Here is a 24726-nt window from a genome sequence, read left to right on the forward strand (position 1 = left end):
CAGGATTCAGAGATCCGCCCGGCCGTCGAAGGATGATGACGCCAGCGCATGCTCACGTTTCGGAATGCGCCCCGCCTTTGATGCCAGGCGCCCTGCCAACACCCCATGGCGGAACGCAGCCGCCATGGCTACGGGATCCTGGGCGCGTGTTACGGCTGTAGCCAGTAGCACGGCGTCGCAACCCAGTTCCATGGCGAGCGTGGCGTCAGAGGCCGTCCCGATGCCTGCATCAAGCACCACCGGGACGGACGCCCGGGCAACAATCAGCTCGATGTTGTGCGGATTCAGGATGCCGAGGCCCGTTCCGATGGGCGCGCCGAGCGGCATGACCACCGCGGCCCCCAGCTGCTCCAGCCGCAGGGCCAGCACCGGATCATCGTTGGTGTAGGCGAATACGGTGAACCCGCGGGCCACCAGTGCCTCGGTTGCTTCAACGAGCTCCACAGCATCCGGCAGGAGTGTTTGCTCGTCCGCAATGACTTCCAGTTTCACCCAGTTGGTTTCCAGCGCCTCGCGACCCAGCTCCGCTGTGAGGACCGCTTCCCTGGCCGTGAAGCAACCCGCCGTGTTGGGCAGGATACGCATGTTCTGGTCCTCGAGCAGCTGGAACAGCGACGCACCGGTCTGGGGGCTGTACCTCCGCATGGCCACTGTTGTCAGTTCCGAGCCGGAAGCGGCGAGCGCCTCACCGAGGCCGTCGAGGCTGGGGGCACCGCCGGTTCCCATGATGAGCCGCGACTCCAGCGAAACACCGTCAATGATCAACGCATCTGCGGCCGTGTAGGTACTGGAGGCGTGGGATTCCCTCTGCATAACGGTCACCCTCCCTGGACTGCCGTGACGAGTTCGACGTCGTCGCCGTCCACGAGCGCCCGGCCTGCCCACTGGCTTCGCGGAACCACAGCAGCGTTCACGGCGACGGCAACGCCGAGCCGCGAACCGTCGACCGGCTGGCCGGTGGGTGCCAGCTTCCTCCCGGTGAGGTCCGCTACGAGTTCCAGCAGATCACTGGCCCCCGTTGCGGAGGTCTTTCCATTGAAGGTGATGTTCATATTGCTCCTTTCGTGAACCGGTTCGTGAACCGGTCCGGACTGTAGCGCGCCACGTCTGAGCGCGGAGGTTTGCCCTCGAGTAGGTCGATGCAGATCGCGGCCGCCACCGGAGTCAGCAGGACACCGTGGCGGAAGAAGCCAGTCGCTACAAGCACGCCATCCACGCCGGACAGCCGCCCGAGTAATGGGGCGTTGTCCGGCGTACCGGGCCTGGCCCGGCAGAGCGCCTCCGTCAGCTCAAGCTCCGCGATGGCCGGGATCAGTTGGGTAGCGTCCCTCAGGAGCTGATAGACGCCCCCAGCTGAAACGGAGCCGCTGCCGTCCTCCCTCATAGTGGCGCCGAGGACTACCGTGCCGTCCGTTCGCGGGACCAGATAGACGGCATGACCGCGCACCAATCCCCGGACGGTGTGGGTCAGTAGTGGTTGTAAAGCCGGCGGTACCCGGAGGCGGAGGATGTCGCCGTACACGGGGCGCAATGGAAGCGGGTGGGGCAACCCCTGAAGGTCCCGGGCAGCCAGCCCGGCGGCCACCACCGTGTGGGCAGCATGCACGGTCCCGCCGTCGTGCAGGTTAACGCCGACCACCCTGTTGCCCTCGCGGATAACTCCGGTTGCCGGCGTGCGGAGGAGTGTTCCTTGCGCTTCGACGGCGGCAAGCAGCGAGGCAGCGAGCCTGCGGGGATCCACCTGCCGGTCTTCCGGTGCCATGAATGCACCGGTGGCGGCGGGTCCGATCATCGGCTCCAGACGCCGTGCTTCCCGGACCGAAATCTGTTGAACCGCCAGTCCGTGTGCCGCCTGGACCTGCGTGAGGTCAGCCAGCGCCTGGCGGTCGGCACCATCCACGGCGAGCACGATGGTGCCGGTGCTGCGGTAACCGGCGTCGATGCCGGTCCATTCCAGTGATGCCAGGAATTCCGGATACAGCCGCGCCGATTCGCGGGTCAACTCCAGAAGGTGCTCTTCGCGGTAGTGCAGCTCACTGGCCGGGGCGATCATGCCGGCGGCAGCGTGGGTGGCTCCGTTCGCCGGATCCGGGTCGATGAGGCAGACAGAGTGTCCCCTGCGAAGCGCCTCCCAGGCGATCCCGAGGCCAACGATTCCCCCGCCGACGACGGCGACATCCGCGTGTGTGTCCATCAAAATGGTCCTTCCCTACGCCGGCATGACCCGGATCAGGTTCGTTGTTCTCACAACGCGGTCGGCGCCGAACGCCCTCTCAGCCCTTGCGCTGGATTGCTCGCTGAACACTCCTGGCGCGGTGGCTCCCGCAGTACCCCTTTATTGTAGGTGGTATGCAACTGACATCCGCCCGGCTTTACCTGTGCACGGATTCCCGCAGCGAGCAGCAGGACTTCGCTGATTTTGTTGATGCTGCCTTCGCTGGAGGTGTGGACATCATCCAACTGCGGGACAAGTCCATCGAGGCTGCGCAGGAGCTTGTTTTGCTGGAAGTACTCCGGGCCGCCGCTGTGCGGCACGGCAAGCTGTGGGCCGTCAATGACCGCGCGGATATCGCGGCGATCAGCGGTGCCCCGGTGCTCCATGTGGGCCAGCAAGACCTGCCATCGTCGCTGGCTCGGCCATTTCTGCACGACGGCGGTGTGTTGGGTCTGTCGACGCACTCACCGCAGCAGGTGTCGGCGGCGGCAGCTGAAAAGACGATCGACTACTTCTGCGCCGGTCCGGTGTGGGCCACCCCAACCAAACCAGGGCGCGCCGCCGTCGGGCTTGATCTGGTCCGGGTTGCTGCCGCCCTCGAGAAGGACTATTGGGCCAAAGGCCGCATTCCCAAGCCATGGTTCGCCATCGGCGGGATTGACTTAGGCAACATCGGCGAAGTGGTCGGGGCAGGCGCGCGGCGCGTCGTCGTCGTCCGGGCTATCACTGAGGCCGCTGATCCCGCAGAGGCTGCTGCGAAGCTGAGAAGCGAACTACCCGCCTGAGTCTTTCGGACGAGCAGCCGTCAGGCGGTCAAACCCAGCGCGCTCATACGCCGTGAATGGTTTCGGGTGAGTTGGGCGAACAGCTGCAAGGTTCCCCGCTCCTGGTCCGCAACGGTTCCTTCAAACAGCAGACCACCCAGGAATTGCCGCTCTATTCCCACGCGTTGGGCCTGGGTCAGCGCCTCCCCCACCAGGCGGCGGCCCCACAGCGCCAGTCGGGAAGCGAGCCTCGGATCATCGGCGAGCGCAGCCTTCAGCCTGGGCTGGAGCATTCCGCCCTGTTCGGTGGTCGACTGGATCTGCGCAATAACATCCCTGGTTGTGGCATCAAGGTGCTCAGCGAGGGCGGTGTAGAAGTCACCGGAAATAGCGTCGATGACGTACGCCTTCATGAGGGATTCGTACCAGTCTGCTGGCCTCGTGCGCTCATGGAATGAGTCGATTGAACCCTGAAAGGGCCGCATCGCCTCTTCAACGTCAATTCCCAGGCCCGCGAGGTGGGCGCTCACTAGCTCGAAGTGCTCGAATTCGGTGACGGCGAGCCGGCCGAGTGCCGCCCGGTCACGGAGGGTGGGGGAAAACCGTGCGTCGGAGGACAACCGCTCGAAGGCCGATATTTCGCCGTAGGCCATCACTCCAAGCAGGTCGGCGACAAACCTGCTGATGTTGGGCGAGTCCGCAGCCGTCGCCGTTCCTTCAGGCACCGATGCTCCCTGCTGCCGGATCTGCGGATTCATTGCTGTCATGCGGTTAAGGGTACCTGCGCGCTCTGCCGCGCAATCTCTCCCCCGCCCCGCATCGAGGTGTATTACGGTTGGGTCTGTGCCTTACTCGCATCTGGATTTGAGCAACCGGAACTCCCAGCTCCAGCTGACCGCTGCCCTGGAATCGCTCCGTCAGGAACTCGAACTACGCTCGGAATTCCCGCCTGAAGTGCTGGAAGAGGCGCAGTCAGCTGTGGTAGGGCAGGTATTGCCCCCACGCGACCTGACGGCCCTTGGCTTCATCACTGTGGATCCGCCCGGGTCAACCGACCTTGACCAGGCGTTCCACCTCGAACGGGAGGGATCCGGCTACCGGGCCTGGTACGCGATCGCCGATGTTCCTGCTTTCGTTGCACCCGGCGGTGCCATCGACACCGAAGCCCGCAAGCGGGGCCAGACCATGTACGCCCCCGACGGGCGGATCTCGCTGCATCCTGAAGTCATAGCGGAGGACGCCGCCAGCCTGCTTCCGGAGAAGGACCGTTCGGCCTACGTCTGGGAATTCGTCCTGGACTCCGACGCTCGGGTCGAGTCCGTCGTCGTCGAACGCGCCGTGGTCAGGAGCCGCGCGCAACTCACTTACGAGCAGGTTCAGGAGGATGTCGACGCCGGCGGTGCGGCCGGCAACCTGATGCTTCTGAAAGAGATCGGGTGCAAACGGATCGAGCTTGAGAAGGAGCGCGGTGGAGCAAGCCTGAACCTGCCAGACCAGGAGATTGCCCACGACGGCGAGCGGTACTTCCTCGTCGCGCGGCCTCCCCTGGAGGCTGAGGACTGGAATGCGCAGCTGTCCCTCATGACCGGTATGGCTGCCGCCGACATCATGCTCAAGGGCGGTGTTGGCATCCTCCGAACCATGCCACCACCTGATGAGACGTCCCTGGCACGCTTCCGCCACCAGGCGAGGGCCCTCGGTCGTGAGTGGCCGCAGGACGTCCCGTACGGTGAGTTCCTGCGCAGCCTCGACACCACTGATCCCCGCCAGCTCTCCCTGATGCACGCCGCCGCTTCGCTCTTCCGCGGCGCCGGCTATACAGCGTTCGACGGCGAGCTGCCCAAGTCGGTCGAGCAGGCCGCCATCGCTGCGCCTTACGCGCACACCACGGCGCCGCTTCGGCGTCTGGTTGACCGCTTCGTGCTTGTAACCTGCGAAGCGCTGTGCGCCGGCCGGGTGGTACCCGACTGGGTGCGGGCAGCCCTGCCCGAGTTGAACTCGCTCATGACTGCGTCCAATCAACTGGCTTCGAAGCTCGAAAGCGGTGCTATTTCCGCGGTGGAGGCAGCGTTGCTTGGCAACCGCGTCGGTGAAGAGTTCGACGCCGTAGTCATCAGCGGTTCAAAACCTGCCGCTGCCAACGGAAACCCGGAAGGTTCGGGGAACGGCAACCGCAACGGGAACGGGAACGGCAAATCAAACGGCAACGGTGTCCCCCACGGAGTGGTGCAGCTCTGGGACCCGGCGGTGGAGGGTCGCTGCGACGGTGTGATGGCAGCCGGAGACGAAGTCCGGGTGCGCCTGGTCACCGCGGATATCTCGCGCCGGGACGTCCGCTTCGAGCTCGTGGAAAGCGCTTGAATCTTAGCCGCAGCGCCCTGTCCCCGTCGGGAACCGACCGCGCAGCAGGGTAGACTTGGCGGGTAGTAATGGATGCCCGGTCGTTTCATGAACAGTCTTACCAAGTCTTTTGTGTGGGTCTTCGCTCACATCGGGGTTTGCATCGGTTCCGCAGGAGCCGTTCCATGCTCTGCAATCGACCCGCAGTACCTACGCGATCCTGAATTTCCAGGTTTCAGCTTGTGGCGGGGCACGTCCCCCTCCGAGCGGCAGTTGTTAGCCCGCGATCGGCTTCCACTGGACGCCCTGCTCCGTCTGCTCCGAGCGGGCCTTTACCGGCCCCCGTTGAGCCCGGCGGGCGCAGTGCCTAATCGAAACGGTAGTAAGAGTGACCACAGACACCCATCACCTCCACGCGGACAACAGCGACGACGAAATCTTCGTCGAGGAAACACTCGTCAGCACTGAGGAACCCCATCAGGAAGCGGCTGAAACCTTCGCGGACTTCAACGTCCGTGCAGACATCGTGGAGGCCCTGGCTGACGCCGGGATCGTGCACCCCTTCCCCATCCAGGCCATGACGCTGTCCATCGCGCTCGGTGGCCACGACATCATTGGCCAGGCGAAGACCGGCACGGGCAAAACCCTTGGCTTCGGCGTCCCCGCACTGCAGCGCGTCGTGGGTCCCTCGGATGAGGGCTACGATCGCCTGCCCGCACCCGGTGCACCACAGGCCCTTGTGATCGTTCCCACCCGCGAACTCGCGGTGCAGGTGGCAGCTGACCTGACCAAGGCCGCCATAAAGCGCAACGCACGCATCGTCACCATTTACGGCGGCCGGGCGTACGAGCCGCAGGTAGAAGCCCTCAAGAGGGGCACCGAGGTAGTCGTCGGAACACCGGGGCGCCTGATTGACCTGTTCCGCCAGAAGATCCTTTCACTGAAGAACGTGCGCATGGTTGTGCTCGACGAAGCTGACGAAATGCTGGATCTCGGGTTCCTTCCGGACGTCGAAACGCTGATGGCGGCCACGCCCTCGGTCCGCCAGACCCTGCTGTTCTCCGCCACCATGCCCGGTCCCGTCGTCGCAATGGCTCGCCGCTTCATGTCGCACCCCACGCATATCCGTGCAGCTGACCCCGAAGACGACGGCGCCACCAAGAAGGACATTCGCCAGGTCATTTACCGCGCACACAACCTGGATAAGGATGAGGTCGTTGCCCGTATCCTCCAGTCCCGCGGCCGGGGCCGGACCATCATCTTCACCAAGACCAAGCGCACCGCAGCGAAACTCTCCGAAGAACTGATCGACCGCGGCTTCGCTGCCGGAGCAATTCACGGTGACCTCGGCCAGGGTGCCCGCGAGCAGGCACTCCGCGCATTCCGCGGCGACAAGATCGATGTACTTGTCGCAACCGAAGTAGCCGCCCGCGGAATCGATGTCGAAGACATCACCCACGTCATCAATTTCCAGTGCCCCGAGGATGAGAAGGCCTACCTGCACAGGGTCGGCCGCACCGGCCGGGCCGGGAAAAAGGGTACCGCAATCACGTTCGTCGACTGGGACGACCTCCCACGCTGGGGCCTGATCAACAAGGCGTTGGTGCTGGACCAGGCCGAGCCGGTTGAAACCTACTCCTCCTCCCCGCATCTGTTCACCGACCTGGACATTCCCGAGGGCACAAAGGGCAGGCTCCCCCGCAACCAGCGCAAGCTCGCCGGGATCGACGCCGAGAAGATTGAAGATCTCGGCGAGACCGGCAAGAAGAACCGTTCGGCATCGGGTGGTCGGTCGGGTAACCGTTCCGAGGGGCGCCCGAGTGGCCGCAATGGTCAGGCAGAATCGAGTGACAGGGGCAATGGCCGACGTCGTTCGGGGAATTCCGATGCCTCCGCCGCAAGGCATGGGGATACCACGCAGGGGGAAGCCTCAAACGGAGCTGGCGCACGCGGCGAAGCCACCAGTGAGGCAACAGACCGCAGCGATACAGCGAGCGGTGCGGACCGCCCGAAGCGCAACCGGTCACGGACCCGCCGTCGTAATGGCGAGGTAATTCCCAAGCCCGCCACCGAAGCCTAGGATTCAATGGAGCAAGCTGTGGCCCGTCCGGCCTGGCGGCCGGACGGGCCCAACCTCGTTGTGCACGCGGACAACACGGACTATCTGCCCGGGCTGCCGGATGGTTCCTTCACCATGATCTATGTCGATCCGCCGTTCAACACTGGGCGGGCCCAGCGCCGGCAGCAGACATCCATGGTGCGCAGCGAACCCGGGGCGGGAGACCGCATCGGGTTCAAGGGCCTTAGCTATTCGACAGTCAAGGGCGTGCTCGCCAGCTACGACGATGCGTTTGAGGACTACTGGGAGTTCCTCGTTCCGCGCCTCGCCGAGGCCTGGCGGCTCCTGGCGGACGACGGCACGCTGTACGTCCACCTGGATTACAGGGAAGTCCACTACGCCAAGGTGATGCTTGATGCCCTGTTTGGCAGGGAGTGCTTCCTGAACGAGATCATCTGGGCCTATGACTATGGGGCACGCGCCACGCGCCGCTGGCCGGCCAAACACGACAACATCCTTGTCTACGTGAAAAACCCCGCGCGCTACTACTTCAACAGTGACGAAGTGGATCGTGAGCCCTACATGGCCCCTGGACTGGTTACACCGGAGAAAGCCGCGCGGGGAAAGTTGCCAACAGACGTCTGGTGGCACACGATCGTCTCCCCGACCGGACGCGAAAAGACCGGTTACCCGACACAAAAACCTGAAGGCCTGGTGCGGCGGGCGGTCGCAGCGAGCAGCCGGCCCGGCGACTGGGTCCTCGATTTCTTCGCTGGTTCCGGCACATTGGGCGCTGTCGCCGGAAAGCTTGGACGCCGCTTCGTGTGCATCGACAGCAATCCACAGGCAGTCGAGGTCATGTCGCGCCGCCTCGAGCCGTGGTGCGGCACCCAGCTTCCGACGTCGGACGTCCGCGTCAGCGAATAACAGGGACCCCGGTGGCCAGGTCCTCAAGCCGGGCCAGCATATGGGGTTCAGTGACGTTCTCGCCGAGCTGGTTCGGTTTGCCCGTTCCGTGATAGTCGCTGGATCCGGTGACGAGAAGGTCATGCCGCGCCGCCAGCCGCCTCAGTTGGGCGCGGCCTTCCTCGGGATTATCCCGGTGATCAATCTCGACTCCGAGCAGACCTGCCTCGATCATCTCCTCCGTCACTGCGCTGTCGACGATGCGTCCGCGGGCGGACGCAACGGGATGGGCAAACACAGGCACCCCGCCGGCCGCACGGATCAGTGCGACGGCGTCGGCTGGATGTGGCGCATAGTGCCCCACCCAGTAGGGCGAGCGTGCGCCGAGGATCTGCGCGAAGGCTTCGCTGCGGGTGTTGACCACTTTCAGGGCGACGAGCGTGTCCGCGATGTGCGGCCTGCCCACGGTGGCACCTTCCGCGATGTGTTCCTGCACGTGAGCCCAGGTGATCGGATAGTCCACGGAAAGTTTCTCGACCATCCGCTCAGCGCGGGTCAGCCGGGCATCGCGTGAGCGCTCAATCTCGGCCAGGAGCGCAGGATGGGCCGGATTGTGCAGGTAGCTGAGGACGTGAACACTCACCCCGGTGTCGGACCTGCAGGAGACCTCCATGCCGCGCACGAGCGCAAGGCCAAGTTGACGGCTCGTGAGAACCGCTTCTTCCCATCCTGCCGTTGAATCGTGATCGGTCAGCGCAACGACGTCCAGTCCCGCTGCAGCAGCGGAGTTCATCACGTCGGCGGGGCATTGCGTACCGTCGGACACCGTGGAGTGTGCGTGCAGGTCGATTCTCACCAAACAACTGTACGCCGGTGTTTGGCCTCCCACGCGCCCGGTGAGACGATGGATTGGTGAGTACAGCAGAGAACACCTCAATGGCCGAGACCCGCGCAACTACTGACACCGGCAGCGACGCAACCCCTGTCACGCCGGAAGACCAACCACTGTCGAGCCGCAACGAGAACCGCTCCCAGCGCCCCGATTCTGATGCCTTCCGATCCTTCATGGGGTCCAACTGGGCCCCGAAGGGCACTGACCTTCCAGCTGCTGCCGAAGTAGCGCCCTACGCGGCCCAGCGCCGCCTGAAGATTTCGCAATTGTTCCCCGGTGAGCGCCTTGTGATTCCGGCGGGCCCGCTGAAGGTCCGCTCGAATGATTCCGATTACCGCTTCCGCCCACACTCCGCATTCGCCCACCTCACCGGGCTCGGAGTGGATCACGAGCCCAACGCCGTACTGGTACTGGAACCCACTGAAGAAGCAAAGGGCGACGACGGCGGCAACCACCACTCCACCCTCTACTTCCGTGAGTTGGCGGGCCGGGACAGCACCGAATTCTATTCCGATGCGCGGTACGGCGAGTTCTGGATCGGGTCCCGCCTCTCGATGGCCGAGGTCAAGGCGCTGCTCTCCCTCGAGACCGCAGACCTGGCCGAGCTTGAACTCGCCATCACCAAGGATGCCGGTGCGGTGGAAATCGGTGGCATCCGGGTTCGCCTGCTGCGAGACGTTGACCTCAACGCGGACGCCCTTGTAGACACTTCCCGCATCAACACCGGCGTTGATCTGGAAGCCTCCGACGAACTTGATGCCAAGCTGGCCGAGGCACTGTCCGAGCTCCGCCTCATCAAGGATGAGTGGGAAATCGAGCAGATGCGTGCGGCCGTAGCTGCCACAGTGAACGGGTTCCACGAAGTAGTCAAGGAACTCCCCCGTGCTATTTCCCACCCGCGGGGCGAGCGCGTCGTCGAGGGTGCCTTCTTTGCCCGTGCACGGGAGGAAGGCAACGACCTCGGCTACGAGACAATTGCGGCATCGGGTTCCAACGCAACCACGCTGCACTGGAACCGGAACAACGGTCGGGTGCGCGCCGGCGACCTGCTTCTCCTGGACGCGGGCGTTGAAGCCGAAAGCCTCTACACCGCAGACGTCACGCGTACGTTGCCGGTTACCGGCAGGTACACGGAGGTGCAGCGCAGGGTATACCAGGCTGTACTGGACGCCGCTGACGCCGGCTTCGCCGTCGCGCAGGTTGGCGCCAAGTTCCGCGACGTCCATCGTGCCGCCACCGAAGTCCTCGCAGAGCGCCTGGACCAGTGGGGTCTGCTGCCCGTCCCACTCGACGACGTTCTGTCTGAATCCGGTCAGCACCACCGCCGATGGATGCCGCACGGCACCAGCCACCACCTTGGTCTTGACGTCCATGACTGTGCACAGGCCAAGCGCGAGCTTTACCTGGACGGTATCCTCACCGAGGGCATGGTGTTCACCATCGAACCTGGCCTTTACTTCAAGAGCGAAGACCTCGCTGTTCCCGAGGAGTACCGCGGAATCGGTGTCCGGATCGAGGACGACATTCTGATCACCGCAGACGGCCCTGTGAACCTGAGTGCGGCTCTCCCCCGCGAGGCCGACGACGTCGAGGCCTGGATGGCGGGCATCTTCAGCCCGACCGGTGAGTAGGCAGCGATCGGCACGTAGAAAATGCTAGACGGAAGCGCCGTCCGTAAACGGTTCTTCAAGGTCTGGTAAGCGAAAAGGTGGGCAGCCGATCAGCTGCCCACCTTCCTCATTTCGGATTGTGTACTCTGCGCCGGTCAGGAGTCCGAACGCTGGCCCTCATTGGCCGCCTGGCCCTGCTCGCCGCCCTCAACCTGTTCTGGTGTTTGCGGGTCAGCCTGCGGCACACGGACGCCGTACTGCGGCCGGCCATCGGGCAGGTCGGGGAATTGACCGCGCGGCGGGGATGCAGGTGCCGGCTGTTTGCTGGCACCGTTCTGCGAAGCTCCGGCGCCGTCCAGGGGAGCGACTGCACCGTCCTGCGAGGTCTGAGGTTGCACGGGTGCCACGTTGTTACCCGCTTGCCCCTGGGGTGCGTCCCAACCCTGCGGCCGCTGCGGCGGTTGAGTGGGCTGATGCTGGGTGGGCTGGTGCTGCTGCGGCTGGTGCTGCTGCGCCGGCTGACTTGGTGAAGCACCCCAAGTTTGCCCGCCTGCACCGGCTTCGCGGGCCTTACCGTTCATGGGCAGCTGTTGCAGCAGCCGCCTTGCCTCACCCGCTGCAGCAGGGTCGACGATGACGTCATAGCTGGTGGCCACTACCTGGTTGGTCGAGGTGAAGTCCCGCTTACCTCGCTGGAATGCGTAAGCAATCACACCGAAGAGAACCCAGAAGACGGCGCCGAGCGCAATCGACGAGAGGATGGGCAGGTAGGTCGAATCACCGCCGAAGAGCGTGAGGATGAATCCGACGAAAAGCCCGAACCAGGCACCCGTTGCGGCACTGGCGAGCGCAACCCTCGGGTAGCTCAACCGGCCGGTCACCCGCTCGACCGTCTTGAGGTCGTTGCCGATGATGGATACCTGCTGCACGGGGAACTTGCTGTCCGCGAGGTAATCAACGGCTTTCTGGGCATCCAGGTAGGAGCTATAGCGGCCGATGGTCTCGCCTTTGGGAAGGTTACGGCTCTCATCCCGCGAAGCAGTGCGTCCAAGAACGTTTGACATACCTTCATTCTTGCCTACCTGAGCGCGGCTGTGGTGCTGTATCGCTCGCAGTGAACTCGCGCGCAACCGCGCAGACACACGGAGCTGTGCCCGCTGTCACGCAATACGGCGGGAGGGCGGCAACGGCAGTAGCCTAGGCATGTGAGCAGCAACCCGACGCGCGTATTTGTGGCACGCCTGCTGGGCCTGGACGTTTTCGACCCTTTGGGAGACCGTCTCGGCCGCCTTCGTGATGCCGTAGTCCTGGACCGCGGGCCAACCGATCCTCCGCAGGTCGTCGGCCTGGTGGTTGAGGTGCCCGGCAAGAAGCGCGTATTCGTTCCGATGACGCGGGTGACATCCATCGACTCCGGCCAGATCATCTGCACGGGCCTGGTCAACCTTCGCCGCTTTGACCAGCGCGGCGCGGAGCAACTTGTCGTAGCCGAACTGTTTGACCGCCGCATCACGCTGAGGGACGGCAGCGGGGAAGCAACCATTGAAGACGTCGCCATGGAGCGGGACCGCGCCGGTGACTGGCATGTTGCCCAAATTTTCGTGCGTCGAGGCGGGGCGCAGTCGCGGCTGCGTGGCCTTCGCCGTGGCGAGCGCATCATCATCGACTGGTTGGACGCCTACCACGGAGATTCCAACGAGCCACAGGCCGCAACACAGTTCGTCGCGCAGCATGATGACCTGAAGGCGGCGGACTTCGCTGACGCACTCCATGAGATGAGCGACAAACGGCGTATCGAAGTTGCAGGTGAACTTCAGGACCAGAGGCTCGCTGATGTCCTCCAGGAACTTCCCGAAGATGACCAGGTCCAGATCCTCTCATCGCTCGACCGTGAGCGTGCGGCTGATGTGCTGGAGGAAATGGATCCGGATGACGCCGCCGATCTCCTGAACGAGCTGCCCGAGGACCAGAAGGAAGAGCTCCTCCAGCTGATGGAGCCCGACGACGCCGAAGACGTCCGGCGCCTGCTCGAGTACGCCGAAAACACGGCGGGCTCCCTTATGACTACCGTTCCGGTCATCCTCCCGCCCGAAGCGACGGTGGCCGAGGCACTCGCGCACGTGCGCCGCGAGGAACTGACGCCGGCACTCGCGTCATCAATCTTCGTGTGCCGCCCGCCGCTTGAAACCCCCACCGGCCGTTACCTTGGTGTGGTCCACATCCAGCAGCTCCTGCGCTTTCCGCCCCCGGAGCCCCTGGGCAATATCGTGGACACTGACCTCGAACCAGTGGGAGATCAGTCGAGCATCAGCGAGGTTTCCCGCATCCTTGCGACGTACAACCTGAACTCGTTGCCGGTCGTTAATAGCGACGGCCGCCTGGTGGGGGCGGTGACTGTAGATGACGTCCTGGACCACCTGCTCCCGGAAGACTGGCGTGCACAGGACTCACCCGAAAAATCGCGGGGAGGCGTAAATGGCTGACAAGACCAAAACCGTTGGCAGCGGGCTGGATACCCCCCGGGAGAGCCGCAAGCGATGGCTGCCGCGATTGCGTCCAAACCCGGACGCCTTCGGCAGCGCCACCGAGAACTTCGCCCGGTTCATGGGTACGCCGCAATTCCTGTTCTACATGACGGTGTTCGTTGCCGTCTGGCTCGCCTGGAACAGCTGGGCACCTGAGCACCTGCGGTTCGACAGCGCCGCCATCGGCTTCACACTGCTCACTCTCATGCTCTCCCTCCAGGCCTCCTACGCTGCCCCCCTGCTGCTGTTGGCCCAGAACCGCCAGGACGACCGCGACAAAGTCTCCTTACAACAGGATCGGCAGCGCGCTGAACGCAACCTCTCCGACACCGAATACCTCACCCGCGAGATTGCCGACCTTCGCATTGCTCTGCGCGAAGTGGCCACCCGCGACTTCGTACGCTCTGAGCTCCGAACCGAACTGCGTTCGGTTCTGGAGGAACTGCTGGATTCCCCTGAAGGCCAGGAACAGGGCAACCAGCGGAAACCGAAGCGCCGGGTGTCCGAGAACACCACGGGCATTCCGCGGGTAGCTCCGCGCAGGGACGGCCAGTGACGCTGGTTGACACGGTTCACGCTGCGCTGTCGGGCGTGATGGACCCGGAGCTGCGGCGCCCGATCACCGAGCTCGGCATGGTGGATGAGGTTTCCGTGCACGGCGACGGCGCCGTCGTCGTGCGTGTCCTACTGACCATCGCGGGGTGTCCCCTGCGCGACACCATCACCCGCGACGTCGAGGCTGTGCTCGCCGGTGTAGCCGGCGTCTCCCACGTGAGTGTGGAACTCGGCGTGATGACCCAGGAACAGCGGGACGCACTGAAGGAGCGCCTGCGTGGTGCTGGCGGCCAACGGGGAATCCCCTTCAACGAACCAGGCTCACTGACCCGGGTGTATGCGGTCGCCAGCGGTAAGGGCGGCGTCGGTAAATCCAGCGTCACAGTGAACCTCGCCGCGGCGATGGCGGCTGAGGGCATGCGCGTGGGGATCGTCGACGCAGATGTCCACGGCTTCTCCGTTCCCGCATTGATGGGAATCCGGCAGTCACCCACCAGGGTGGATGAGCTGATCCTTCCGCCCGTGGCCCATGCCGTGAAGGCTATCTCCATCGGGATGTTCGTCGAGGGAAACCAGCCGGTTGCCTGGCGTGGACCGATGCTGCACCGTGCGCTTGAACAGTTCCTGTCAGATGTGTACTTCGGTGACCTGGACGTGTTGTTCCTCGACCTTCCACCGGGCACGGGAGACATCGCAATTTCGGTTTCCCAGTTGCTGCCTGGAGCAGAGCTGTTGGTAGTTACCACTCCGCAGGCCGCAGCAGCGGATGTGGCTGAGCGCGCAGGTTCCATTGCCGTCCAGACCGGCCAGAAGGTCGCGGGGGTCATCGAGAATATGTCGTGGCTTGAAATGCCGACGGGTGAGCGCATGGAGATTTTCGGGAGCGGCGGGGGCGCGGAAGTCGCGCGGAGGCTTACGTCGGCAGTGGGGTACGACGTCGGCCTGCTCGGGAACATTCCCCTCGAACCCGAGCTTCGAGAGGGCGGAGACAACGGCACGCCCGTTGTTCTGGGTTCGGTTTCCGCCGCAGCGGCGGAACTCAGGCGGATCGCCAGCGCGTTGGCGCACCGGCCGCGCGGACTCAGCGACCTGCGGCTGAATGTAACTCCGAAGAGTTGATGGACGGGCTCACATCGAGGCCAGGACGGGCGGCGTCAGGTGGCTTCGACGTCGTATGGGGCGGCCTGTCCGGCAGCGAGCCTTTCCGCTACCTGGGTTGAACTTTTCGCGGCGGCAATCGATTTTGCCTCAGGCTCCGGCCCATTCTCGCTCACGGGCTTGATGGCGTCCTCGATGTCATCAAGGAGAGCTTCCTTGATGATGCGGCGGGGATCGTACTGGCGGGGATCGAGCTTGCGCCAGTCGACGTCGTCGAACTCTGAGCCGACCTCGTCGCGGAGCTGCTCACGTGCGCCGGTAGCCATCCGCCGCAAGCCCTTGACCATCTGGGCAAGTTGGGACGCGTATTCGGGCAAGCGTTCGGGACCAAGGACGATGACGGCAATCAGCGCCAGCAGGAGAAATTCATATCCATTGATTCCCAACACGGAAAGAAGCCTACCTTCAGCAGGGCAGTGAGGCTATTTGCGTCACGGTGATGGTTGTGCCAGTTTGGCCAGTCCGCGGAGGACCCGGCTGAGTGGATCGTCCGGTGTGTCGGGCCGGGAGTAGGCGAGTTGCGACTGTTCGGTGAGCATGAGTTGGCTGATGGTCCGCGGCATGTCAGCCACGGGAAGTGTTGAAACCACCGTGTACGTCACGGATCCGGAGTTGATCACCAGCTGCCAGGACCGGCCGGGATGTACCCAGATGGATCTTTGGGTACCTCCAATCTCCTCAAACCCGTCTTCCACCACGGTGTTGCCGGTGGCTGCGTTGACGGGCGGTTTATTGTCCGGAGCGGTTGCCGGCTCGACGCTGTCATCGCGCTGCTCGTAGACGGTCAACGAATATTCGCCGTCGTCGAGCATCAATTGGAGGGTGGGCTGACCGTCAACCGTCAGTGCTTCAGCACCAACCAACTCAAACCCCATCGTCTTCAACTCCGGGCAGAACCACCCGTCCTCGCGCAACTGGTCGATGTCTGCTGATGAAAGCTGCGCCGGGGTATCCGATGCCACGGTCTGCCAACTCTGGGTGACCGTTGCGGGACCGCCGGCAAGGACGTCGCCCTGCTGCACTTCGGATCCAAGCGCGTAGGCAGCTGTCAGGGTTGCAACCGTCACGACGGCCACACCTCCACTGACCGCCAGGGAGTTGCGGTGACGGGACGCAAAGGCAGCCACGTCGAGGTGGAAACGGCCTGCAGTGCCCTGCGCGCCGGAGTAGCTGTAGTGGACTGCGGGACGCCGGTTGGACTCCTTGAGGATTCGCTCCAGCAGGCCATCCGGCGGCCCAGGCGTGGCAGCACTCTGCAGGCGCTGCCGGACTGTCTCCTCCTGCTGGACCGTATAGCAGCATCGTGCGCAACGTGTGAGGTGTTTCTCGACGGTCAGGGTGCGGGCAGCATCCAGCTCACCGGCCACGTAGTCGGTCAGGAAACGCGTTGGATGGCGCATGGACCTAGCGCGCGCCCGCGATCCGAGGCAGGCTCAAACGGCTGGTGGCGGGTGGGTTCTGGCGCGGATCACGGTGCGCGAGCTTCTCACGGAGGATGGTCCGTCCTCGGTGAATACGCGAACGTACGGTACCGAGCTTCACATCGAGCACGCGGGCAACCTCGTCATAGGCAAGGCCCTCAAGGTCGCAAAGAACTACTGCAGCCCGGAAGTCCGGCGGGAGCTCCTCAAGTGCGGCCTGGACATCGAGGTCCAGATTGTTGAACTCGAAGCTGCGCTCCGGTCCGGGGTGGTTGCTTGGCAGACGGTTCTCGGCGTCGTCGGCCAGCCCGTCGAAGCGGATCCTGCTTTTGCGGCGCGCCTGGTCGAGGAAGAGGTTCGTGGTGATGCGGTGCAGCCAACCGTCCAGCGTGCCGGGCTTGAAGTTTGCCAGCGACCGGAACACCCGAACGAAGACCTCCTGCGTGAGGTCTTCGGCGTCGTACTTGTTCCCTGTCAGCCGGTAGGCAAGCCGGTAGACCTTCGGGGAGTGGTCGCGGACAACTTCCTCCCACGACGGCGTAACCCAGGCGGCTGCCTCCTGATCCTGCTCTTCGGTGATGACACCACCTGGACCTGCCACCGCTCGCGAAGTAGACATCAACTTCTCCTCTCGCCCTCGAACCGGTTCCTGCCACCCGCCGCTCGTAAAGTGCGACGCTGCCACCTGGTATTCGGGGCTCTGCCTCATTTGGATGTCTTGCGCCCCCTATCATGCCGAAGAAGGCTGGGTGGAAGCTGGAAGACGGTCGTGTGGGAGCCGGTGCGGTGATGCGGGATCGTGCGCCGTCCCGGCAGTAGGCTGAAGGAAACCGGCGGAAGCCAGCCTGCACGGCTGGCCGCGCATCACACTTGGACGGAACGGAACATCATGAGCTCGGACAAGCAGGCAAATTGGTCCTACGCGGAAGGCTTGCCCGTCGAAGATGATGTTCTGCTGCGTGCCAGGGAACGGTCCCAGGAGCTCGGAGTAACGCCCGTGAGCATGGGGATAGCCGCTGCCCTCACGGTACTTGCTGCCGGGTCAAAGGCTGCCACTGTTGTGGAGGTTGGTGCGGGCGCAGGTGTTTCGGGCGTTTGCCTGCTCCGCGGCATGGATTCAAGCGCCGTCCTCACCACGATCGACTCCGATGTTGACCATCTCCGGGCAGCCCGCGAGGCCTATGCGGAGGCTGGGATCCCCGCGAACCGTACCCGCACCATTTCCGGGCGTGCGGCGGATGTCCTGCCACGGCTTACAGACTCCGCTTATGACTTGGTGTTCCTGGACGCTGACAAGCCAAACCTGCCGGCCTACGCCGAGCAAGCCGTGAGGCTGCTGAAGACCGGCGGAATGCTGCTCATCAATGACGCGCTCGACGGCGGCAAAGTGCCTGACCCGGCCGTCAGGGATGCATCCACCAATACCCTGCGGCAGGTAGGGAAGGCCCTGCGCACGAACGAGCAGCTGGTCACCGCGCTGATGCCCGTGGGAAACGGCCTGCTGATGGCCGTGAAGCTGCCCTCCTGAACCAGCAGGGCAGCTGTTTGCTTCGAAGCAAGCGTGTCTAGTCGGTTACCGTCAGCAGGCAATCTTTGAGGTTGCCTGCTTCCTCGGCATTGAGTTCCACTACGAGGCGCCCTCCGCCGTCGATCGGAACCCGCATGATGAGGCTGCGTCCCTCTTTGGTGACTTCCATCGGGCCATCACCGGTACGCGGTTTCATCGCAGCCATTCAGAGTATTCCTTCCACAGTGCGCAGCCACAGCGGCCGCAACCAACTATCTTCGATCGGCACGGTGGATTGGGTCATGGACTGTCCCCCGTACGCTCATCCGTTCACATTATCCCGCACAAGTGCGTGGCGGGCGAATCGCCCCGCAGAAGCGCGGACCCGGCGCTAGGGCGAATAATCTCCCCCGCCGGCTAACGGAACGAACGCCCACAACCAGGCAACCCAGACAACCTGGAGACTCGCGAAGGACGCGACGAAGAGCCAGCGGTAGGCCCGTGAGGAAGAGGCCAGCACTGCTGCCAGGGCGAGTGGGAACAGCGGAAGCAGGATCCGGAACGTGCTGGTCTGCGGGTTCCAGAATGCGGCGAGGTACAGCAGGTAGGCCGTGCACCAGAGTTGCAGTGGAAGACCAAGGCTGCGCCCGGCGGGCGAGAGCAACACAACGACGACGCCGGCAATCGCCGCCGCCAGCACCAGCGGACCGAGCAGCGGACCGAGCAGCCCGGTTGATACTTCCAGCCACGGCACGAACGGCGTGAGGTGGGTGCCCCGCCACGCGGTCTCAGTCTGGACGTACGCATCGGATTCACCGGTTGCCAGCCAGGCCGTGAGCGGCCAGGCGAGCGCACCGAGTCCGGTGATCGCGGTAAGCACCGCCAACCGCCCAAGTTCGGCTGGCCTGCGGTGCTCGAAGATCAGCTGCACCAGGAGGAGTAATCCAAGCAAGGCCGCGAAGGGCACCCCCGCCGGCCGTGCCAGGCACATCACCAACACCACGGGCACGGCCGTCAGATACCGCTCCTTCATGACCAGGTAGAGCGCGGCGGCCAGCAGCATCAGATGCAGTGATTCCGCGTAGGGAATCTGCAGGATGGGGCTCACCGGGAAGAACGCAATCAGCGCGACAGTCCATAGCGAGTTGCGGTGATCGGTCCGGAGCCTGAAAATCCGGTACAGGATGATCACAGCAACCGCACCGAAGAGCGCTGCCAGGATCGGGGCGGTGGGGTTCCATCCCGTGCGCAGTGCCCCGGATACCAGGCGCACCACGGCGGGGAAGACCGGGTAGAACGCCCACTGATTCTCGCGGACGCTGCCGTCATCGCCGCGCGGCAGTTCACCCGGGTACCCGCCGTCGTGAATGCGCTCGTACCAGCCGCTGTCCCAGAAGTTAACGAAGTCCAGGTAGCCAGGCGCCGCCTCCGCCCAGGGGCTCGGCCCCTGACGGGCTGCCACCGCCGTCAGGACTATGGTGGAAAAGATTCTTCCGGCCCCGTAGACGAGCAGGACGTGCACCCACCACGGCCAGGACGCGAAGCGCCGGTTCAGCGCCGCGGCGCGGACCGCGAGCGTGGATTCAGGACCCGTTGCTGACACTGTCCCGCACCCAGCAGGTTGTGAGGTGGTCGTTCACGTAGCCGGTGGCCTGCTGCATGGCGTACGCGGTGGTGGGGCCAACAAAGCGAAAACCGTGTGAGCGCAGCGTCTTCGCCAGGGCCACGGATTCGGGCACGACGGCGGGCACGTCCCCCAGGGACTGCGGGGCCTGCCCGGGTGCCGGCCGGTGGGCCTCGAGGATGCCCGCGAGGCTTACTCCTGCAGGCAACGCAAGGAGAGCTTGTGCGTTGCCGATTGTCGCAAGGATCTTCGCCCTGTTCCGCACGATGCCCGCGTCGGCGAGGAGGCGCGCGACGTCGTCGTCGTCAAACGCAGCAACTGCGTGCGGATCGAAGTTGGCGAAAGCGGCGCGGAACGCCTCGCGCTTGCGGAGGATGGTGATCCAGCTGAGCCCGGACTGGAATGCTTCCAGGCTGATGCGTTCATAAAGGGCCGCTTCACCGGCAACAGGCCGTCCCCACTCGGCGTCGTGGTATTCCTCGTAATCACTGCTGGTGACGGCCCATCCGCAGCGCAGCTTCCCATCGCTGCCGGGAACGGCGCTCATGAAGGGTCCTGTTCCGCGCGCAGCCTCTCGATGGTCGCGTCGCGTTCCTCAAGCGCGGCGGCCAGGCGGTCGAGCACTTCATCGACCTGATCCATGCGGTAGCCCCGAAGCCCGAGCGAGAACCGGACGTGCTGGACGTCGTCGGGCGTTGGGTTCTCCGGAAGGAGCACGGGCGGAAGGGAGGGGGTCGGCTCAACCAGGCCGGGTACGACGCCGGGCTGCCGCTCGCCCGGAGTTGCGTCACCGACGGGCTTCCTCCCGATGGCGAAGAAAGCGGTCGCGCCGACCACCAGGATGGAGAGCAGCACCAGGATTACCGACATGCTCAGGGCTCTTGATGGGAAGCGGTGTCAGCCCGGACGAGGCGGACTGCCTCCGCAGGGTCATCCACCAGGTGCACCAGTGAGAGGTCCTTCTCCGAAATCATTCCGTTGGCGAGTAGGGTGTGCCGCACCCAATCCCAGAGAGGTGCCCAGAACTCGGTACCGATGAGCACGATCGGGAAGGAAGTCACCTTCTGGGTTTGCACAAGCGTCATCGCTTCAAACAACTCATCCAGCGTGCCGAACCCTCCCGGGAGGACGATGAAGCCCTGTGCGTACTTCACGAACATGGTCTTGCGGGCAAAGAAATACCGGAAGTTGATTCCGAGGTCCACCCATTCGTTCATGCCCTGCTCGAACGGCAGCTCGATGCCGAGCCCTACGGACATGCCTCCGGCTTCGCAGGCACCTTTATTCGCGGCTTCCATCGCGCCTGGACCGCCGCCGGTGATGACTGCGTAGCCCGCCTCCACCAGCCGGCGTCCTACTTCCTCTCCCACCGCGTAGTACTGGGAGTCACGGGGAGTTCGGGCGGATCCGAAGACACTGATGGCCCGGCCAAGCTCGGACAGGGTGCCGAAACCCTCCACGAACTCGCTCTGGATGCGCAGCACGCGCCACGGATCCGTCTTGGTGAAAGGCGTTTCCTCATCGGAGTCGAGCAGGTACCGGTCAGACTGCATGGATTTGGCCTGGTCCCGTCGGAGCTCCACCTGCCCGCGGCGGCGGGTGGTTGGGGCGTCAGCGCCCGCTTGCTGGTTGTCGTTGCCGATATGGGGACTCATAGACCTAGGCTAGCCGGGTTTTGACTGTTCCAGATGAGATGGCTTTGGCGCTGGCTAAGCCGCGAATTTGGTTGCTCTTGAATCACAATTTGTCGATTCGCTGGAGGCACGTATTGCCAGAGGGGAATCTTTCGCTAGATTCTACGTATGACCCGTGATGAACAGTCGAGCCCGTCCGCGTCCGCATCTGACTCGGAAGCACAGCCACTAGTCTCACTCAAGAACGTCAACAAGCACTTCGGGGAACTCCATGTACTGAAGGACATCAACCTTGAGGTTGCCCGTGGCGAGGTCGTCGTGGTAATCGGGCCGTCCGGTTCGGGAAAGTCCACGCTGTGCCGGGCAATCAACCGCCTCGAAACGATCGATGACGGCGAAATCCGAATCGACGGAAAAGAGTTGCCCGCGGAGGGTAAGGCGCTCGCAAAGCTTCGTGCCGACGTCGGAATGGTGTTCCAGTCGTTCAACCTCTTCGCGCATAGGTCCATCCTCGAGAACGTGACCCTTGGACCAATCAAGGTCAAGGGCATGAAGGGCAACGCAGCGAAAGAACTGGCCATGTCGCTGCTCAAGCGGGTCGGCGTCGATAATCAGGCGCAGAAGCTACCGGCCCAACTTTCGGGCGGTCAGCAGCAGCGCGTCGCAATAGCCCGTGCGCTGGCAATGCAACCCAAGGTCATGCTGTTCGACGAGCCCACCTCGGCGCTGGACCCCGAGATGATCAACGAGGTGCTCGATGCCATGGTCTCCCTTGCCAAAGAAGGCATGACCATGATCGTGGTGACCCACGAGATGGGATTCGCACGCAAGGCTGCGGACCGTGTGATTTTCATGGCGGACGGACAGATCGTGGAGCAGGCCAAACCGGAAGAGTTCTTCACCAACCCCCAAAGCGACCGTGCCAAGGACTTCCTCGGCAAGATCCTTGCCCACTGACAACCAACAGTTTTTCAATCAGGAAAGAACGCGAGGAGAAATCATGCGAACAACCCGATACGCAGTTGCAGCAATGGCAGCAGCTGCCGCATTGACCCTGTCCGCTTGCGGCGGCGGCGGTGAAAGCGGCGGCGAAAGTGGCGGCGAAGGCGGCGGCGGTGAGACTGGTGGAGATTCCATCCGCATCGGCATCAAGTTCGACCAGCCGGGCCTCGGCTTCGACGAAGGCGGCTCCTACAGCGGCTTCGACGTTGACGTTGCCAAGTACGTGGCCGGAGAACTCGGCTACACCGAAGACCAGATCGAGTTCGTCGAGTCCCCTTCGGCGAACCGCGAGAACATGCTCTCCAACGAGCAGGTAGACATGATCTTCGCAACCTACTCCATCACTGACACGCGCAAGGAAACCGTCGACTTCGCCGGCCCATACTTCGTTGCGGGCCAGGACCTCCTGGTACCGGTTGACAGCGACATCACCGGCCCTGAGGACCTTGAGGGTAAGAACCTCTGCTCGGTGACAGGCTCCACGTCAGCCCAGCGAATCAAGGATGAGTACGCTGCTGGCGCCAACCTGGTCGAGCAGCCCGGCTACGCAGAGTGCGTGACCGCGATGGCTGGCGGCCAGATCGACGCCGTGACCACCGACGACATCATCCTGGCAGGCCTCGCCGCGCAGGAGTCGAACGCTGGCCAGTTCAAGGTGGTGGGTAACCCATTCTCCGAGGAGAACTACGGTGTCGGCCTCACCAAGGGCAGTGAGCTGTGCGAAGACGTCAATGCCGCAATCACCAAGATGATTGAGGACGGGGCCTGGGAAGAGGCCATCGCCGCCAACACCGAAGGTGCCGATTACGCGTACAACGAAGAGCTGAATCCACCGACGCCGGACGACTGCGCCTAATCATTACCCTCGACATGGTGAGGCGGTCCCGGACCGCCTCACCATGGTCATGTCAACTTTCACCTAGGAGGTGAGCAATGGAGGATTTCCTGTCACTGTTTGAGCAGTACGACGTGGTTGCTGCGTTCTGGGCGAATATTCAGCTCACGTTTTGGGCCGCCATCTGGTCGCTGCTCCTGGGCACGGTGCTCGCCATGTTCAGAATTTCACCCATCGCCAGCCTGCGGTGGGTGGGTGCTTCCTACGTCAACATCTTCCGGAACACTCCCCTGACCATTATTTTGGCTTTCGGTTTCCTCGGCTTGTTCTCGGTCATGCAGGTCAGCCTGTCATCCGATCTGAACGTCAGCCTGTTCCGCATCGCTATCCTCGGACTGTCGCTCTATCACGCGGCGTTCGTCTGTGAAGCGATTCGAAGCGGCGTCAACACCGTTCCCCTCGGTCAGGCCGAGGCGGCTCGTGCCATTGGCCTCGGCTTCCTCCCTGCGGCGAGGCTGGTCATCATGCCACAGGCTTTCCGCGGCGCAATCGCTCCCCTGGGGAACGTATTGATAGCCCTGATCAAGAACTCCACGGTCGCGGCGGCAGGGTCCGTGGCAATTGAGGCGTCCAGTTTGATGAAGACGATGATCGAATTCCGGTCGGACATGGTGATTCCGATCTTCTTTACCTTCGCCCTCGGATTTGTGATCATCGTCATTCCTGTCGGCTTGCTGACAACCTGGCTCTCCAAGAAACTGGCGGTGGCACGATGAGCGCGCAGCAGGTCCTCTTCGACGCTCCAGGGCCGAAAGCCCGACGGAATATCCTTATCGGCAACATCATCGGAGCTCTGATCGTCCTTGGGCTTCTTACGTTTGTGGTGATGGCCCTGGCCGGGAAGGACCAGCTCACTGCCGCTAAGTGGTCTCCCTTCCTTGAGGGGCGAACATGGGAGTTCTTCATCCTTCCCGGTCTGCTGAACACCCTGAAAGCGGCTGCAATCGCGATAGTCACCTCCATCCTCTTCGGCATCATTTTCGGTATAGGCAGGTTGTCCACCGTCGCACCTATCCGCTGGGTCAGCGGAATTGTTGTCGAGTTTTTTCGCGCCGTGCCCGTGCTGCTCATGATGATCTTCCTCTGGCTCGCCCTTGGAAGATCCGGAATGGTGCCGCCCGATGACGCGCCATTCATTGCAGTCGTCGTCGCGCTAACTCTGTACAACGGTTCGGTGATCGCCGAGCTTGTCCGCTCTGGTGTCTACGGGCTACCCAAGGGACAGCGCGAAGCGGGGATGGCTATCGGTATGACCCCTGGTCAATCCCTGCGGAGCATCGAAATTCCGCAGGCGCTCGTCGCCATGCTGCCCGCACTCGTCAGCCAGTTTGTGGTCATCCTCAAAGACTCCGCACTGGGATCCATCATCACGTACACCGAATTGCTCCAGTTCATGCGGCGTTTGGGCACAGGAGAAGGCAACGTGATTCCGGCGCTGCTAGTTGCAGCACTGATTTTCATCCTCATCAACTTCGCCCTGTCGTCTTCCGCAACCAGGCTCTCAAAGCGCCTGAGCTTCCGGACGGGTAGAAAACCGAAGAAGGAAGCCACCAGCGACGTCGCTCCACTCATGGATCCCACCAACGCGGGTTAGGATCCTTCGGCCCATCCCAAGAGGT

At 63.5% G+C, this 24726-nt stretch carries 27 protein-coding genes; 13 read left to right on the forward strand and 14 right to left on the reverse strand.

Translation table 11 applies throughout. The annotated features are described in order from the left end of the window. Positions 1 to 6 precede the first annotated feature (6 nt). From ACWA1U_RS15260 to thiO, 3 genes are read right to left on the reverse strand one after another with little or no spacing between them, the layout of a single operon-like run. Positions 7 to 813 (reverse strand): thiazole synthase, encoded by an 807-nt coding sequence (locus ACWA1U_RS15260; protein WP_463723001.1) that lies wholly within the window; start codon positions 811 to 813, stop codon positions 7 to 9. 5 nt (positions 814 to 818) lie between these two features. Further along, complete coding sequence (thiS, locus tag ACWA1U_RS15265; protein ID WP_463723002.1) at positions 819 to 1052, reverse strand: sulfur carrier protein ThiS; 234 nt, start codon at positions 1050 to 1052, stop codon at positions 819 to 821. Further along, on the reverse strand, positions 1049 to 2194 hold the full coding sequence (thiO, locus tag ACWA1U_RS15270; RefSeq protein WP_463723003.1) for a glycine oxidase ThiO: 1146 nt from the start codon (positions 2192 to 2194) through the stop codon (positions 1049 to 1051). The genes thiS and thiO overlap by 4 nt, the downstream gene beginning before the upstream one ends. Positions 2195 to 2349: 155 nt before the next feature. Here thiO and thiE point away from each other — a divergent pair, with 155 nt between their 5' ends. Further along, complete coding sequence (thiE, locus tag ACWA1U_RS15275; protein WP_463723004.1) at positions 2350 to 3000, forward strand: thiamine phosphate synthase; 651 nt, start codon at positions 2350 to 2352, stop codon at positions 2998 to 3000. Between the two features lie 20 nt (positions 3001 to 3020). Here thiE and ACWA1U_RS15280 read toward each other — a convergent pair whose 3' ends face one another. After that, complete coding sequence (locus ACWA1U_RS15280; protein WP_463723005.1) at positions 3021 to 3746, reverse strand: ferritin-like fold-containing protein; 726 nt, start codon at positions 3744 to 3746, stop codon at positions 3021 to 3023. A gap of 76 nt (positions 3747 to 3822) precedes the next feature. On the opposite strand from ACWA1U_RS15280, the gene ACWA1U_RS15285 reads away from it, so the two are divergent. The 3 genes from ACWA1U_RS15285 (at position 3823) to ACWA1U_RS15295 (ending at position 8305) form a co-directional block, all read left to right on the forward strand. Then, a complete protein-coding gene (locus ACWA1U_RS15285) occupies positions 3823 to 5340 on the forward strand; it encodes an RNB domain-containing ribonuclease (RefSeq protein ID WP_463723006.1) in 1518 nt (505 codons plus the stop codon). Positions 5341 to 5707: 367 nt separating this feature from the next. Further along, a complete protein-coding gene (locus ACWA1U_RS15290; RefSeq protein ID WP_463723007.1) occupies positions 5708 to 7399 on the forward strand; it encodes a DEAD/DEAH box helicase in 1692 nt (563 codons plus the stop codon). Between the two features lie 6 nt (positions 7400 to 7405). After that, positions 7406 to 8305, forward strand: a complete 900-nt coding sequence (locus ACWA1U_RS15295; RefSeq protein WP_463723008.1) for a DNA-methyltransferase — start codon at positions 7406 to 7408, stop codon at positions 8303 to 8305. On the opposite strand, the gene ACWA1U_RS15300 is transcribed toward ACWA1U_RS15295, so the two are convergent. Further along, the gene (locus ACWA1U_RS15300; protein ID WP_463723009.1) at positions 8295 to 9140 is read right to left on the reverse strand and encodes a PHP domain-containing protein; all 846 of its coding nucleotides are present in this window, start codon (positions 9138 to 9140) and stop codon (positions 8295 to 8297) included. The two genes, ACWA1U_RS15295 and ACWA1U_RS15300, sit on opposite strands and share 11 nt — an antisense overlap. Positions 9141 to 9220: 80 nt before the next feature. Between ACWA1U_RS15300 and ACWA1U_RS15305 the strand changes: the two genes are divergently transcribed. Beyond that, on the forward strand, positions 9221 to 10807 hold the full coding sequence (locus ACWA1U_RS15305) for an aminopeptidase P family protein (protein ID WP_463725065.1): 1587 nt from the start codon (positions 9221 to 9223) through the stop codon (positions 10805 to 10807). 134 nt (positions 10808 to 10941) lie between these two features. On the opposite strand, the gene ACWA1U_RS15310 is transcribed toward ACWA1U_RS15305, so the two are convergent. Then, complete coding sequence (locus ACWA1U_RS15310) at positions 10942 to 11850, reverse strand: YflT domain-containing protein (RefSeq protein WP_463723010.1); 909 nt, start codon at positions 11848 to 11850, stop codon at positions 10942 to 10944. A gap of 141 nt (positions 11851 to 11991) precedes the next feature. Here ACWA1U_RS15310 and ACWA1U_RS15315 point away from each other — a divergent pair, with 141 nt between their 5' ends. From ACWA1U_RS15315 to ACWA1U_RS15325, 3 genes are read left to right on the forward strand one after another with little or no spacing between them, the layout of a single operon-like run. Beyond that, complete coding sequence (locus ACWA1U_RS15315) at positions 11992 to 13269, forward strand: magnesium transporter MgtE N-terminal domain-containing protein (RefSeq protein ID WP_463723011.1); 1278 nt, start codon at positions 11992 to 11994, stop codon at positions 13267 to 13269. Continuing rightward, positions 13262 to 13867, forward strand: a complete 606-nt coding sequence (locus tag ACWA1U_RS15320; protein WP_463723012.1) for a DUF1003 domain-containing protein — start codon at positions 13262 to 13264, stop codon at positions 13865 to 13867. Before ACWA1U_RS15315 ends, ACWA1U_RS15320 begins: the two co-directional genes overlap by 8 nt. Beyond that, a complete protein-coding gene (locus tag ACWA1U_RS15325) occupies positions 13864 to 14985 on the forward strand; it encodes an Mrp/NBP35 family ATP-binding protein (protein WP_463723013.1) in 1122 nt (373 codons plus the stop codon). The genes ACWA1U_RS15320 and ACWA1U_RS15325 overlap by 4 nt, the downstream gene beginning before the upstream one ends. Before the next feature lie 35 nt (positions 14986 to 15020). On the opposite strand, the gene ACWA1U_RS15330 is transcribed toward ACWA1U_RS15325, so the two are convergent. The 3 genes from ACWA1U_RS15330 to sigE are packed head-to-tail and all read right to left on the reverse strand — an operon-like array spanning position 15021 to position 17064. Next, positions 15021 to 15413 carry a sec-independent translocase gene (locus ACWA1U_RS15330; RefSeq protein WP_463723014.1) on the reverse strand — a complete coding sequence of 131 codons (393 nt, stop codon included), beginning with the start codon at positions 15411 to 15413 and terminating at the stop codon, positions 15021 to 15023. A gap of 42 nt (positions 15414 to 15455) precedes the next feature. Further along, a complete protein-coding gene (locus ACWA1U_RS15335; protein WP_463723015.1) occupies positions 15456 to 16424 on the reverse strand; it encodes an anti-sigma factor family protein in 969 nt (322 codons plus the stop codon). 4 nt (positions 16425 to 16428) lie between these two features. Further along, on the reverse strand, positions 16429 to 17064 hold the full coding sequence (gene sigE, locus ACWA1U_RS15340; RefSeq protein WP_463723016.1) for an RNA polymerase sigma factor SigE: 636 nt from the start codon (positions 17062 to 17064) through the stop codon (positions 16429 to 16431). A gap of 270 nt (positions 17065 to 17334) precedes the next feature. Between sigE and ACWA1U_RS15345 the strand changes: the two genes are divergently transcribed. Further along, a complete protein-coding gene (locus tag ACWA1U_RS15345) occupies positions 17335 to 17973 on the forward strand; it encodes an O-methyltransferase (RefSeq protein ID WP_463723017.1) in 639 nt (212 codons plus the stop codon). 37 nt (positions 17974 to 18010) lie between these two features. On the opposite strand, the gene ACWA1U_RS15350 is transcribed toward ACWA1U_RS15345, so the two are convergent. The 5 genes from ACWA1U_RS15350 to ACWA1U_RS15370 form a co-directional block, all read right to left on the reverse strand. Continuing rightward, entirely contained in the window at positions 18011 to 18178 is a 168-nt protein-coding gene (locus ACWA1U_RS15350; RefSeq protein ID WP_463723018.1) for a DUF3117 domain-containing protein, read from the reverse strand. Between the two features lie 165 nt (positions 18179 to 18343). Further along, a complete protein-coding gene (locus tag ACWA1U_RS15355) occupies positions 18344 to 19555 on the reverse strand; it encodes a hypothetical protein (protein WP_463723019.1) in 1212 nt (403 codons plus the stop codon). Further along, the gene (locus ACWA1U_RS15360) at positions 19536 to 20123 is read right to left on the reverse strand and encodes a DNA-3-methyladenine glycosylase I (RefSeq protein WP_463723020.1); all 588 of its coding nucleotides are present in this window, start codon (positions 20121 to 20123) and stop codon (positions 19536 to 19538) included. The genes ACWA1U_RS15355 and ACWA1U_RS15360 overlap by 20 nt, the downstream gene beginning before the upstream one ends. Next, entirely contained in the window at positions 20120 to 20446 is a 327-nt protein-coding gene (locus ACWA1U_RS15365; RefSeq protein ID WP_463723021.1) for a DivIVA domain-containing protein, read from the reverse strand. The genes ACWA1U_RS15360 and ACWA1U_RS15365 overlap by 4 nt, the downstream gene beginning before the upstream one ends. Before the next feature lie 2 nt (positions 20447 to 20448). After that, entirely contained in the window at positions 20449 to 21231 is a 783-nt protein-coding gene (locus ACWA1U_RS15370; RefSeq protein WP_463723022.1) for an LOG family protein, read from the reverse strand. A 147-nt stretch (positions 21232 to 21378) separates the two neighbouring features. On the opposite strand from ACWA1U_RS15370, the gene ACWA1U_RS15375 reads away from it, so the two are divergent. The 4 genes from ACWA1U_RS15375 (at position 21379) to ACWA1U_RS15390 (ending at position 24701) form a co-directional block, all read left to right on the forward strand. Continuing rightward, the gene (locus ACWA1U_RS15375; protein ID WP_463723023.1) at positions 21379 to 22167 is read left to right on the forward strand and encodes an amino acid ABC transporter ATP-binding protein; all 789 of its coding nucleotides are present in this window, start codon (positions 21379 to 21381) and stop codon (positions 22165 to 22167) included. A 43-nt stretch (positions 22168 to 22210) separates the two neighbouring features. Continuing rightward, positions 22211 to 23068, forward strand: coding sequence for a glutamate ABC transporter substrate-binding protein (locus tag ACWA1U_RS15380; RefSeq protein ID WP_463723024.1), 858 nt, complete (start codon positions 22211 to 22213; stop codon positions 23066 to 23068). 77 nt (positions 23069 to 23145) lie between these two features. Continuing rightward, positions 23146 to 23823 (forward strand): amino acid ABC transporter permease, encoded by a 678-nt coding sequence (locus ACWA1U_RS15385; RefSeq protein WP_463723025.1) that lies wholly within the window; start codon positions 23146 to 23148, stop codon positions 23821 to 23823. Beyond that, positions 23820 to 24701 (forward strand): amino acid ABC transporter permease, encoded by an 882-nt coding sequence (locus tag ACWA1U_RS15390; RefSeq protein ID WP_463723026.1) that lies wholly within the window; start codon positions 23820 to 23822, stop codon positions 24699 to 24701. Before ACWA1U_RS15385 ends, ACWA1U_RS15390 begins: the two co-directional genes overlap by 4 nt. Positions 24702 to 24726 lie beyond the last annotated feature (25 nt).

The organism is Arthrobacter sp. TRD_SC_6 (assembly GCF_055361185.1).

Bases quoted from the DNA above. Each gene is read 5' to 3' on its own strand.
- ACWA1U_RS15310 (WP_463723010.1), bottom strand. From the start codon at position 11,850: ATGTCAAACGTTCTTGGACGCACTGCTTCGCGGGATGAGAGCCGTAAC.
- ACWA1U_RS15295 (WP_463723008.1), top strand. From the start codon at position 7,406: ATGGAGCAAGCTGTGGCCCGTCCGGCCTGGCGGCCGGACGGGCCCAAC.
- thiO (WP_463723003.1), bottom strand. From the start codon at position 2,194: ATGGACACACACGCGGATGTCGCCGTCGTCGGCGGGGGAATCGTTGGC.
- ACWA1U_RS15320 (WP_463723012.1), top strand. From the start codon at position 13,262: ATGGCTGACAAGACCAAAACCGTTGGCAGCGGGCTGGATACCCCCCGG.
- ACWA1U_RS15375 (WP_463723023.1), top strand. From the start codon at position 21,379: ATGACCCGTGATGAACAGTCGAGCCCGTCCGCGTCCGCATCTGACTCG.
- ACWA1U_RS15380 (WP_463723024.1), top strand. From the start codon at position 22,211: ATGCGAACAACCCGATACGCAGTTGCAGCAATGGCAGCAGCTGCCGCA.
- ACWA1U_RS15335 (WP_463723015.1), bottom strand. From the start codon at position 16,424: ATGCGCCATCCAACGCGTTTCCTGACCGACTACGTGGCCGGTGAGCTG.
- ACWA1U_RS15390 (WP_463723026.1), top strand. From the start codon at position 23,820: ATGAGCGCGCAGCAGGTCCTCTTCGACGCTCCAGGGCCGAAAGCCCGA.
- ACWA1U_RS15370 (WP_463723022.1), bottom strand. From the start codon at position 21,231: ATGAGTCCCCATATCGGCAACGACAACCAGCAAGCGGGCGCTGACGCC.
- thiE (WP_463723004.1), top strand. From the start codon at position 2,350: ATGCAACTGACATCCGCCCGGCTTTACCTGTGCACGGATTCCCGCAGC.
- ACWA1U_RS15385 (WP_463723025.1), top strand. From the start codon at position 23,146: ATGGAGGATTTCCTGTCACTGTTTGAGCAGTACGACGTGGTTGCTGCG.
- ACWA1U_RS15345 (WP_463723017.1), top strand. From the start codon at position 17,335: ATGAGCTCGGACAAGCAGGCAAATTGGTCCTACGCGGAAGGCTTGCCC.
- ACWA1U_RS15305 (WP_463725065.1), top strand. From the start codon at position 9,221: ATGGCCGAGACCCGCGCAACTACTGACACCGGCAGCGACGCAACCCCT.
- ACWA1U_RS15360 (WP_463723020.1), bottom strand. From the start codon at position 20,123: ATGAGCGCCGTTCCCGGCAGCGATGGGAAGCTGCGCTGCGGATGGGCC.
- thiS (WP_463723002.1), bottom strand. From the start codon at position 1,052: ATGAACATCACCTTCAATGGAAAGACCTCCGCAACGGGGGCCAGTGAT.
- ACWA1U_RS15280 (WP_463723005.1), bottom strand. From the start codon at position 3,746: ATGACAGCAATGAATCCGCAGATCCGGCAGCAGGGAGCATCGGTGCCT.
- ACWA1U_RS15260 (WP_463723001.1), bottom strand. From the start codon at position 813: ATGCAGAGGGAATCCCACGCCTCCAGTACCTACACGGCCGCAGATGCG.
- ACWA1U_RS15365 (WP_463723021.1), bottom strand. From the start codon at position 20,446: ATGTCGGTAATCCTGGTGCTGCTCTCCATCCTGGTGGTCGGCGCGACC.
- sigE (WP_463723016.1), bottom strand. From the start codon at position 17,064: ATGTCTACTTCGCGAGCGGTGGCAGGTCCAGGTGGTGTCATCACCGAA.
- ACWA1U_RS15350 (WP_463723018.1), bottom strand. From the start codon at position 18,178: ATGGCTGCGATGAAACCGCGTACCGGTGATGGCCCGATGGAAGTCACC.